Raw genomic sequence first — 11,691 nt, 5'->3', positions numbered from 1 at the left:
CCCGGGCCGGACACCGATACGTACGTGCCGGAGTCAATGCGCTACGACCAGGTTCACTTCGGGCAAGTCGGGCTGATGGTACACGCGATCCTGTGGTTTCGAGCGCTGCAGTTGGCGTGAGGCCGACGAAACCGGCCCGCGGAGCGCGTCGCGGCGGGTTATGTGCCTGAGGTCTCCGACGGAACGTCCTGCGGCGCGCCGTCGGATTGCGCGCCGCGGCGTGCCTGCCACTCCTCAAACCAGTCCGGCTGATGGTAGCGTTGGTTGAGGACATGGCGGACGAGGCCAAGGCCCCAGATGCCCCGCTGGAGCCGCTCGCGCTCGGCGAAGAAGCGATCGGCCGCGGCGAGCCGCTGCGCGTCCCACTGCGAACGCGCCTTGACCGCCGCATGGGCCTCGAAAATGCGCAGCTTCGCCTCGAACTGCGCAAGCCGCCAGCTCGCTTGCGCCCGCTGGGATAGACCGTCGAACCGCCGGCGTGCAGCCGCAGTGTCCACCTCCCACGGGTTGCCCCACTCCGCAAGCCATTCCACCCAACCGTTCCGATCCGCGCCGGACGCTCCGAAATACCGCTCGGCATAGGCGGCGAGCACGCTGCGCGCGTCGTCAAGGCCGCCCGAGGACAGGCCGCCGAGGAGCGCTTTGTTGACGTCATCGAAAACGCCCTCGGAATAGGCCATGAAGCCGGTCACGCCGGCAGATTCCAGCGCGGTGATCGTCGCTGGAATGCGAGTGGCCGCCGCGACCGGGCCCCAGGGGCCGTACACATCCCTGGGTTGGGCTTTGTCGGCATAGCCGACGTGAACGAAGGCGTGGAGCTCGCAGCCCTCGGGGAGCGCGAGGTCCGGTGCGGGCGCGACCTCGCCGTACGGCAGATGCGCGGCGAGCGACGCGAACCGTCCGGCCGCCTCGGCGTCCGCCCAGCGCTTGAAAAGTTCGTGCTCCTCCCGCGTCCACCACCAGCCGATGAGCCGCGCTTTGATGTCCGGGAAGAACTGCTTCGCGGCGTCGTGGATTTCCGCGAAGAGCTTGCCGAACGTCACGATCCACGGGCGACACGCCGCGCACGCGCACCCGCCGTAGTCGAACGGGCAGCCGGAGATCGAACTCAATCGCACGCCGCCGTTCCGGAAGTCCTCGAAGAGGTCGCGGTGATTGCGCAAGATAGTATCGCGGGCAGCGGGCTTTGACGGGCAGAGAAGCTGGCCGAAGAAGCGCCGGTCGGAGGTGTCGGCGAGGAGGTCGGAGGCGAGTTGGTCGAGGAACACGTGGTTGGGCGTGGTGACGAGGTCGGTGGCGAAGCCGAGGCCCATCGCCGTGCGAAAGTGGCCGAGCTTGCGCTCCCACAGGGCGTGGGGCAGGAGGTACTCGCCGCGGGGGTTATTGTGCGGGTTTTTCAGGTCGGCGGTGTCGAACCAGTCGCCGTAGACATTGAAGCCCCAGTGCTGCGCCTCCGCCAGCACCTGCTCCATTTCGTTGGGCCACATCACCTCGTATGAGTTGCCGAAGTGGGCGGGGCAGTACAGTTCCCGGTATGTGAGCTTCGCCATCTGTCGTCTCCCGTCGGTCGTTCCAGGCTCGCGCATTTGAGCGACACCGGCGGGCGCGAGCACCATGCCGGCGGCGGCGCCGCCGATGATGCGCAGGAAATCTCGTCTGTTGATGCGTCCGGGCATGCGCGGGCTTTCTTTGCCGGCGGTTGCGTCGAGTCTGCTCAGGGCGACGTGCGGGCAGACCTTACACCGCCTCCGCGCGGCTCAGCAGGTCCTCGTTTATCTCGACGCCGAGGCCGGGGCCTTCGGGCACGGTCATAAAGCCATCCACCACGGGCACGGGATTCCTGAACAGCTTGTCGCCGATGGGATGCGGCTCGATGTTGTATTCCTGGGAGTAACGGCAGCACGGCGTGGCAGCAGCGAAGTGCAGGGTGGCGATGGTGCCCAGCGGCTGGGTCTGGTGCGGCGTGCAGACGCAACCGAAGGCCTCGGCGAGCGCGGCGACCTTCCTACACACCGAGAAACCGCCTGCCTTGATGACATCGGGCTGCACGATGTCCACCGCGCGCTTCTCCATCATCTCCTTGAAGCGGCGCAGATCCCAGTCCTGCTCGCCCCCGGCGATGGGCACGTCGAGGGCGGCGGCGACCTGCGCGGTGGCATCGAGATCGGTGTATGGGCACGGCTCCTCGAAGTGGAAGACGTTGTATTCCTCCAGGCAGCGGCCCAATTGAATCGCCCGCGGCGCGCTGAAGCAGCTATTGCCGTCCACCGTGATCTCGATGGCATCGCCGAGGCGTTTGCGCACCTCGCGCACGACGCCGACGCTGCGACCGGGCGCGGCGTCGCGGTCGAAGCCATAGGTCTGGCCAACGCGCACCTTGACCGCCGTGAATCCCCGCTCTTCGACCAGCCGCGCGAGCCGATCGGCCTCCCCCTCCGGCGAGATATCGCGGCGCATGCTCGATGCATACATGCGAATCCGAGTGCGATACGCGCCGCCGAGCAGCTTGTAGATCGGGACCTGCAGCGCCTTGCCCATGATGTCCCACAGGGCGATTTCGACGCCGCTGATTGCCATGGCCTGGCTTTGGCCGGCGATCTTATAGGTCCTGACGAACATGTCCTCGACGACGGCCTCGACGTCGAAGGGGTCACGGCCGAGGGCGATGGCGGCGAGTGAATGGCGCACGTGCGCCGCGACGACGCGACCGTTCATGGGGCTGCATTCGCCCCAGCCGGTGATGCCGGCGTCGGTGTCCACGCGGACGAGGAGCGTGGGGTCGAGGAACAAGGGCGTGACCGCAGCGATCTTCATTTCGAGCCTCCGATTTGCGGGCGTGCAGGTTATCGGCTGTGATCGTCAAAACGACGAGGGAACCAGCCTTCTCTTCGCGACACTATTCTGCCCCGTCGTCAGGCACGCCTCTGTCGGAGCGCGCGCACTCGCGAGGGGTCGCCCCGAACGGGCGGACAGGGGAACGCAATCGTGATCGAATTCGGGTCGCTCGACATCCGTCCGTACCAACTGCTGTGCTGCATCTGCCGCGCGGGGGCGGAGGCCGGGGAGAAGTACTACTTCGCCGAGCGTCTCGATGAGATCGCGGCGGCGGTGCGCGCGCAGCCCAGCCTGCCGCTGACGCTGCGCTGCACTGTGAACTCCGCGTATTCCTACCAGAACCCGGGGCGCGCCTACGACACGCCGGAGGGGGACCTGTTCAACGACAAGCGCGACCTGGATATCCTGCACCTGCTGGGGTTGGCGCCGGGCGACACGCGGCCGGCGTGGGATCTATTCAACGGCGTCTTCGCCGTCATTTCCACCTGCACCGGGATCTGCGGTTACGCCGAGGTGACTTCGGAGACCTGGCAGGGGTGCCGTCTCGCGCGGAGCGGGAACTACGAACGGGGTCACGCCCGGGGCGCGGAGGCAATCATCCCCCTGCGGGAAGCATCCGAGAAGGCGCGGGTGAAGGATGCATCGGCTGCCGCGATGTATGAGGCGCGGGCGCTGCGCGTGCGGCCTCATCACCTCATGTGCATGACCTGTTTCCACGGCGGCAGGGATGCCCTCGAACCGATCGCGGAGGACAACCTGTTCGAGGCGATTGACGCGTGCCGGAGGGACCCGCAGATGCCGATCACGCTCGTCTCCGGCCCGTGCGACATCTGCCCGCCGTGTTCGGACTATGACGCGCAGCGCAACTGGTGCGCGGGCCGCATCGGGATGGCCCTGCGCGATGAGAAGAAGGATCTCGACCTTCTGCAGCTTCTCGGGCTGAAGTACGGCGACACGCTGCCCGCCCGGGAGCTGCTGCAGCGCCTTTACGACATGGTTTGCTCGACGCGGCAGATCTGCGGGTACGGGGACGGTGTCGTCCGTTCCACGGAGTGGTCGATCTGCCGCGGGCCGGAGGGCTCGCCGGAGTACGTCAAAGGGCGCGCGGCGGGTCTCGGCGTCAACGGCGTCGCGGTGGATCGAGACGAGGGCACGTCCGACCGCAGCTGAGGCGCGTCATGCCCGGGCCCGGCGGAGAGGCGCTGACCCGCGCCCGGCGAATAGCGGTACGCGAGGTCTGTGATCGGTGTGAGTGGAATGTCGGATGCAGACCGGAGGCGCCCGTTCGAGCTACCGGGGAGAAGGACGAGGCGTTTGACCGGGCACGCTTGGAGGTGACAGCCATGTCCCAACATCAACACGATGGCCCTTGCTGTCTCATGTCGCGGCGGCGATTTCTGGCGCAGATGTCGGCGGCGGCGCTGGGGGCGGTGACTCTGGGCGCGGGCGGACGCAGACTGCTCGCGGCTGATGAGGACCTCGGCGAGTACATCGACCTCGCAGGTTTCCGACCACGGCCGCGGGTGACGATTCGCAGCGCGTTCGTGCGCGTCAAGCCGCCGTATTGGCTCGGCTGGCCGGGAACGTCGTACGACGTCGAGGGCCACCGGCGGGAGTACGCGGAGCAGTTCTCCAAGGCGGCGCGGGGCGTCGGCGTGAGGCTCGACGCAGAGCGCGAACCATTGGAGAGCGATGAGGCGGTGGAGAGCTTCGCGCAGCGACTGACGGCTGAGAAGCCGGATGGCGCGCTGATCACGCTGCAGCACATGGGCGCGTGGCACTGGGCGAGCCGCATCGCCAGCGCGGGCGTGCCGACCATCATCTTCGCCCCCATCGGCACCGCGTTTACCGGACACGTCCTCGAGATTTCGCGGCGGCCGGGGGTGCACGTGGTGTCCTCGCTCGAGGTCGGCGCAGTGGAGCAGGCGATGCGCATGATACGCGCCAAGCGACAGCTCGAGGCGACGCGGCTCGTGATCCTGGCCGGAAACGACCGGCGCGAGACGGTGCTGGAGCGCCTGGGCACGAAGGTCTGCTACGTGCCGCGCGATTTGCTCCACCAGTTGTTCGAGCGGATGCCGGTGACCGACGAAGTGCGCCAGGTCGCCGCGCAAATGCGGCGCGGGGCGAAGCGTATTGTCGAGCCGACGGGGCAGGACACACTCAATGCCGCGCGGTCATACATCACGGCGAAGCGGCTACTGCGCGATGAAGGGGGGAACGCGCTGACCACCGACTGCTTGGGCATGGTCGGGGCGAGGGTGGTGCCGACGCCACCGTGCATGGCCGCGTCCATTTTCCAGGACGGCGGAGTGACGTACGGCTGCGAGGCCGACCTGTGGGCAGCGATGGGGCTGCTGCTGACGAGCTACCTGTTCGACAAGCCCGGGTTCATGAACGACCCGGTGCCGGAGACGGCGAAGAACCTGCTCGTCGCGGCGCACTGCACCTGCGGCACGCGGCTCAACGGATTCGACAAGCCGCGCGAGCCGTATGTCTTGCGCTGCCACTCGGAGTCGAAACTGGGCGTCGCGATGCAGGTGCTGTGGCGTCGAGGGCAACCGGCGACGCTCGTCGCGTTCCAGGGGCCGGACGCGCTGATACTGGATACGGGAACCGTCGTCGGCAACGTCCCGACGCCACCGGCGGGAGGCTGTCGCACGAGCGTCGAGGTCGAGATGGACCGCATCGAGGACGCGCGCGATGTCAAGGGCTTCCATCAAGTGGTGTTCTACGGCGATCACCGGCGTGATGTCGAGGCGTTCTGCCAGATGCACGGCATCCGCGTGATCAACTCGCCCGAGCGAGCGCCGAGGAGGGAGGCGGCATGAGCATGACACGCTGGGCCTCCGCGCTGATGGTGATGCTGTGCCTGGCGGCCGGGGCGCCGGGCGCGGCTGACACATCTCTCGGGTCCCCGGGCTTGCCGCCGTCGCAGATTGACGCATCGGGAGACTTGCACGAGGACTGGGGCGTAATCGGCCTGCGGATCGAGCAGCCCACGGGCGGCACGGTATCGAACCAGACGAGCGAGGCGTCGCCGCTGGCGGACGTCGCCAGGAGTGTGACTACCACCGTGACCGCAGGGCCGGTGGTGCTGACCACCACCGCGTACCGCGCGCCGATCTGGCCGGGCGGAGTGGATGTCCTCGCGGCACGCATCGAGAACACAGCCGAGCAGGAGGTGCAGACACGGATGCACCTCGCGCTCCCCGAGCAGACGAGCGTCGGCGAGCGAGTCGCCTCTTTCGGCGGACGCGCGGTGCTCGGGTTGCCGCCGGAGTTGCATCCGATACGGCAAGAGCGAAGCTGGGGGTGCGCGGGCGGGGACGTGCCGATGCCGGGCTGGGGGCATCCCGAAGGGGAGTGCGACCCGGCATTCCGCAACATTCGTGCGGGGATGGGCGGCGTGCCGATCATGTACCGTTTCGCGGTGCCGCGAGGGGCGAAGCGGACGGTACTGCTCGGGCTCTGCGAGAGTCATCACGTGGATGCGGGCCAGCGCCCGGTGCTGCTCTACGTCGAGGGCGCGCCGCGAGCCGAGATTGATCCGATCGCCGCGTGGGGCCGGCACCAGCCGGGATGCCTGGTGTTTGAAGCCCAGGACGCCAACAGCGACGGGCGCCTGGAAGTCGTTTCCGCGCCTCATCCCCAGGCCCCGGACAGCAATCCCATTCTCAACGTGATCTGGGTCTTCTCACCCGACGTGTTCGTGGACGCGGACGAAGCGGTGCGCGGCAAGCTGTCGTCGGTCGCGGAGTATTACGTTGACGTCGGCGGCGAGAACGACCAGTCGCTGTACGAAGGCGGCGGGCTGACCTACGAGTTGGCGCTGGCGCCAAGGGCGAGCCAGGAGTTCATGTTCCTCGTGGCGTGTCCCGGCGCATCGGTGCCCAATCCCGAGACGATGGCCTGGACGGAGCAGAGCCTGCGCCGCGCCGCGGAAGACGTGTGGGCGGATTGCGCCGCGAAGAATCGACGCGGCCCGACTGGGTCCTGAACACCTGCAGAGCATGCACAGAAGCAGGGGCGGCCAGCGGGTCGCCCCTGTAGTTTGTCACGAGGAGTTGAGATGGCGTCCACCCGCGATATCTCGGACTGGGAGAACCTGGAAATCCTCGAGCGCAACCGCGAGCCTGCGCGCGCGACGAGTATCCCGTATCCTGATGAGGAGACCGCGCTGATCGGCGAGCGAGGGCTGTCGCCGTACTTCAGGCTGCTCGACGGCCACTGGCGGTTCCGCTACGCGGCGTCACCGACGGCGGCTCCTCGCGGCTTTCACGAGGTTGAATACGACGACGGAGAATGGGATACGCTGCCCGTGCCGAGCAACTGGCAGTTGTTCGGATACGGTCGGCCGCAGTACACGAACGTCGCCTATCCCTTTCCGTACGATCCGCCGCACGTGCCGCAGGAGAACCCAGTGGGGTCGTATCGCACCGGCTTCGACGTGCCCGCCGACTGGGAGGGGCGGCAGGTGTTCCTCGTTTTCGAGGGCGTGTCGTCGGCGTTCTATGTCTGGGTCAACGGGCAGATGGTCGGGTACAGCCAGGGCGCGCACGTGCCGTCGGAGTTCAACATCACCGCCCACATCCACCCCGGCCGTAACCTCCTCGCGGTGCAGGTGTTTCAGTGGTGCGACGGCAGCTATCTCGAGGACCAGGACATGTGGCGGCTGAGCGGGATCTTCCGCGATGTCTATCTGATCGCTCCCCCCAGCGTGTACGTCCGTGATGTGTGCGTGCGGACCGACCTCGACGATGCCTATGAGAACGGCACTCTGAATGCTCGCGTGGGGGTGCGGAACGACACGGCTGCCGAGGTCACGGGCTATCGGATTGCGACGCGGCTGCTCGATGCCGACGGCGCCGTCGTCGGCACGCAGGAGGGCGAGGTCGCGCTCGGGCCGGGGCAAGCGCACTATGTGGAGCACCGCATCGCGGTGTCGTGCCCGCGGCAGTGGAACGCCGAGCAGCCGAACCTCTATACGTTCCTTGTCTCCGTGACGTCGCCGGACGGCGCGACGACCGAGGTGCAGCGGTTCGCGGTCGGTTTCCGCAGGATTGAGATCCAGGACGGCCGACTCCTGGTGAACGGCGTTCCCATCACGATCAAAGGGGTCAACCGCCACGACACCGATCCTGATCTCGGCTACGCGGTGTCGCTGGAATCCATGATCCGCGACATCACCCTGATGAAGCAGCACAACGTCAATGCCGTTCGCACGTCGCATTACCCCAACGATCCCCGCTGGTACGACCTCTGCGACCGCTACGGCCTGTACGTCATTGACGAGGCGGATGCGGAGTGCCACGGGGTCGTCAAGGCCGGTGACTATGATCTGCTTGCCAAGGACGCCGCGTGGGAGGCCGCGTTCGTGGACCGTGCGGTGCGCATGGTCGAGCGCGATAAGAATCATCCCTCGGTCATCATCTGGTCGTTGGGCAACGAAGCGGGGTACGGGCCCAACCACGACGCCATGGCGGCATGGATACGCGGGGCCGACCCCACGCGACCGATCCACTATGAACGCGCGATGCAATCGCCGGTGGTGGATATCGTGAGCGTCATGTACCCCACCGTGGAGAACCTGATCGCGGAGGGCGAGCGCACCGACGACCCGCGCCCCTTCTTCATGTGCGAGTACGCGCACGCGATGGGCAACGGACCGGGCAATCTCAAGGAATACTGGGAGGCGATCCGGACGCATCCGCGACTGCTCGGCGGGTGTATCTGGGAGTGGGTCGACCATGGTATCCGCCGGCGTACGGAATCCGGCGCGGAGTGGTTCGCCTACGGCGGGGACTTTGGCGACGAGCCGAATGACGGGAATTTCTGCATTGACGGGCTGAACTTCCCGGACCGCATACCGCACACGGGCCTGATCGAGTATAAGAAGGTCATCGAACCGGTGCACGTCGAGCCGGTTGACCTGCGCGCCGGCACGGTGAAGATCGAGAATCGCTACGACTTCTCGTGGCTTCGCCACCTGCGCGGCACGTGGCGCATCCGGCGCGACGGCGATGTTGTGGCAGAGGGCGACGCGCCGCCTCTCGATGTGCCCGCCGGCGGAGAGACGACCGCGACACTGCCGTACACGCTGCCGCCGGCGCAGCCGGGCGCGGAGTACTGGCTGGATCTCAGCTTCACGCTCGCCGAGGCCACCGCGTGGGCGCCGGCGGGGCACGAGGTGGCATGGGCGCAGTTCCAACTGCCCGTCGCGGCGCCGCCGACGCCGGCGATACTCAGGCGAGCGATGCCGCCTGTCGCAACGACCGAAACCGAAGACGCGATCATCATCGCCGGCGAGGAGTTCGACCTTCACTTTGATCGCCGGGCAGGCGTGATCTCCCGCTGGCGGTACGGCGGCACGCCGCTGCTCGGGGCCGGGCCGCGGCTCAACGTGTGGCGCGCGCCGACTGACAACGACGTGCACTTCGCGCGCAGATGGCGGGAGGTCGGCTTGGACCGCCTGACGCACCGCACCGCCGACGTCTCAATGAGCCGCGCGGAAAGGGATGTGGTGCAGATCGCAGTGGCGTCGGTGCTGGCCCCCGTGAGCTTCGCGGTAGCCTTTACGTGCACCTATCGCTATACCATCTACGGCAGTGGGGACGTGATCCTCGAGACCAGCATCGAGCCACGCAGGAGCCTGCCGAATCTCCCGCGGATCGGCCTGCAGATGCTCATGCCCGGGGAGTTCGACCGATTCGCGTGGTACGGGCGCGGGCCGCACGAGAGCTACGCGGACCGCAAGGAGAGCGCGTGCGTCGGCGTGTACCACGGCTTGGTGCAGGAGCAATACGTCCCCTACATCATGCCGCAGGAGAACGGCAACAAGGCCGAGGCCCGCTGGGCGGCAGTGACGAACGCGCGCGGCATCGGGGTGATCGCTGTCGGAATGCCACTGCTCGAAGTCAGCGCGCATCACTACACCACTGAGGATTTGACGCAGGCGCGCCACACGCACGAGTTGGTGCGCCGCGACGAAACGATCCTCAATCTCGATCACCGTCAGTCCGGCCTGGGCAGCGCGAGCTGCGGCCCGGGCCCGCTGCCTCGGTACCTCGTCCAAGCCGTCGAGACGACGTTCTCCGTGCGACTCAAAGCGTTTTCGGCCGAGAGCGTGAGCCCGATGCGCGCGGCGCGACAGGCACCCGAACCGATGCCGTGGTAAGACGCGCACGGGCGCAGTGCTGCGGGAAGGAGCGGAAATGGCGGAGACACCATTCAACGACGAGGTCTGTGTTATCACCGGCGCGTCGAGCGGCATCGGTGAAGAGCTGGCCTATCAGCTTGCGGATCAGGGCGCACGTCTGTCTCTTGCAGCCCGCAGCGCTGATAAGCTGAATGCCGTCGCGGCGGAGTGCGCGCGGCGCGGCGGCAAGGCGATTGCCGTGCCCACGGACGTGGCGGATGAAGCGCAGTGCAGGCACCTTATCGAGCAGACGGTCGAGGCGCACGGCCGCATTGACATGCTGGTCAACAATGCGGGATTCAGTGTCCGCGCGCCATTCGAAACGCTGCCTGACCTCAGGGGCTTCGAGGACGTGATGGCGGTCAACTTCATGGGCAGCGTGTACTGCACGTATCACGCGCTGCCGCACCTCAAGGCGAGCGGCGGGCGCATCGTCGCCGTGTCCAGCCTCGCAGGGCGCGTCCCGATACCCCTCAACACCGCATACGGGGCGAGCAAGTATGCGATGACGGGGTTCTTCGAGACGCTGCGCGTGGAGTTGGCGGATGACGGGGTGACGGTCACCATCGTCTATCCCGACTTCGTGGTGAGCGGGTTCATCGCGCACACTCGCCGGGCGAGCGGAGAGCTGATGGGCGAAGAGGCGGCGCGTAAGTTCTATACCGACAGGATGATGTCGGCGCAGCAGTGCGCGACGATCATGCTCAAGGCCGCCGCAGCGCGCAGGCGCGAGGTGACGACCTCGCTGCGAGGCAGGCTGGTTGGGTGGATGAAGCTGCTGGCGCCAGGCCGGCTTGATCGCATCACCCGGCGGACCTTCAGCAGAAGGTGACAACGCAAGCGCCTATCTACAACTGAGCGCGAGGGAGGGCGACCTTGAGACGTGCCTGGGCGGTCATCGTTTGCGGGATCACGTTCGGGTTGACGCTTGGCTGCTCGGGGCCAAGGATGATGAGCCTGTCGGCCAGTGCCCTTTCCACCGAGGTCGTTTTCCCCGGCGCGGCCTGGGAGCAACGCGCTCCCGCCGACCTGGGGCTCGATTCCGCCATCCTCGACGAGCTTGCGCAGAAGCTCGGCGGCAGGGGATGCGTGATCAAGGACGGATACGTCGTCAAGGCGTGGGGGGACCAGGCGGAGCGCAGCGACTGGTTCTCCTCCGCGAAGCCCGTGCTCAGCACGCTGCTGTTGTTCGCTTTGCAGGAGGGCCTGGTCGAGAGCGTTGACCAACCCATCGCGGACTTCGGGTGGGACCTCAAACCGAAAGACCAAGCCATTACCTTCCGCCACCTCGGGAGCATGAGCAGCGGCTACGCGCGCCCCGAACCTCCCGGCGCAGCGTGGGCCTACAACGACTTCGCGATCCAGCTCTACCAGCAGACCCTGTTCGACAAAGTGTTCCGGGATGATCCCAAGGCCGCTGCCGAACACCCCGACCGGCTCGGCGCCTTGGGGTTGCAGGACGGCCTGGCGGTCCGCGCGAAGAACCGCCGCCTCTCCGCTTCGGTGCGCGACTTCGCCCGCATCGCGTGGTTCTGGCTCAACCGGGGCCGCTGGGGCGACCGCCAGGTCCTGCCGCGCCGCTACTTCGACGAGTACATGAGGCCGCAGACGCCCAAGGATCTTCCGCGCACCCAGCAGGCCGAGACGGACGACTACCT

Annotated in this window: 8 protein-coding genes; 6 read left to right on the top strand and 2 right to left on the bottom strand. The window is 67.1% G+C overall.

The window, feature by feature from the left end; translation table 11 throughout:
- Window positions 1-158: 158 nt before the first annotated feature.
- Window positions 159-1,676, bottom strand: a complete 1,518-nt coding sequence (locus JSV65_09790) for a hypothetical protein (GenBank protein ID UCH36623.1) — start codon at window positions 1,674-1,676, stop codon at window positions 159-161.
- Between the two features lie 61 nt (window positions 1,677-1,737).
- Entirely contained in the window at window positions 1,738-2,814 is a 1,077-nt protein-coding gene (locus JSV65_09785) for a mandelate racemase/muconate lactonizing enzyme family protein (GenBank protein UCH36622.1), read from the bottom strand.
- Between the two features lie 171 nt (window positions 2,815-2,985).
- On the opposite strand from JSV65_09785, the gene JSV65_09780 reads away from it, so the two are divergent.
- The 6 genes from JSV65_09780 to JSV65_09755 all read left to right on the top strand — a co-directional run.
- Window positions 2,986-4,005 (top strand): hypothetical protein, encoded by a 1,020-nt coding sequence (locus JSV65_09780; GenBank protein ID UCH36621.1) that lies wholly within the window; start codon window positions 2,986-2,988, stop codon window positions 4,003-4,005.
- 173 nt (window positions 4,006-4,178) lie between these two features.
- Window positions 4,179-5,666 carry a hypothetical protein gene (locus tag JSV65_09775; GenBank protein UCH36620.1) on the top strand — a complete coding sequence of 496 codons (1,488 nt, stop codon included), beginning with the start codon at window positions 4,179-4,181 and terminating at the stop codon, window positions 5,664-5,666.
- Window positions 5,663-6,835: a hypothetical protein gene (locus JSV65_09770; GenBank protein UCH36619.1), complete on the top strand. Its 1,173-nt coding sequence runs from the start codon at window positions 5,663-5,665 to the stop codon at window positions 6,833-6,835. The genes JSV65_09775 and JSV65_09770 overlap by 4 nt, the downstream gene beginning before the upstream one ends.
- A gap of 72 nt (window positions 6,836-6,907) precedes the next feature.
- Entirely contained in the window at window positions 6,908-10,012 is a 3,105-nt protein-coding gene (locus JSV65_09765) for a DUF4981 domain-containing protein (GenBank protein UCH36618.1), read from the top strand.
- Window positions 10,013-10,049: 37 nt separating this feature from the next.
- The gene (locus tag JSV65_09760; protein ID UCH36617.1) at window positions 10,050-10,865 is read left to right on the top strand and encodes an SDR family oxidoreductase; all 816 of its coding nucleotides are present in this window, start codon (window positions 10,050-10,052) and stop codon (window positions 10,863-10,865) included.
- 44 nt (window positions 10,866-10,909) lie between these two features.
- Window positions 10,910-11,691, top strand: a 782-nt coding sequence (locus JSV65_09755) for a serine hydrolase (protein UCH36616.1), incomplete at its 3' end; no start/stop codon positions are given.

It is taken from the genome of Armatimonadota bacterium (assembly GCA_020354555.1).
GTDB lineage: Bacteria > Armatimonadota > Hebobacteria.
Note: the sequence above shows the minus strand (reverse complement) of the source record. Positions and strands in the feature narration are given on the sequence as shown.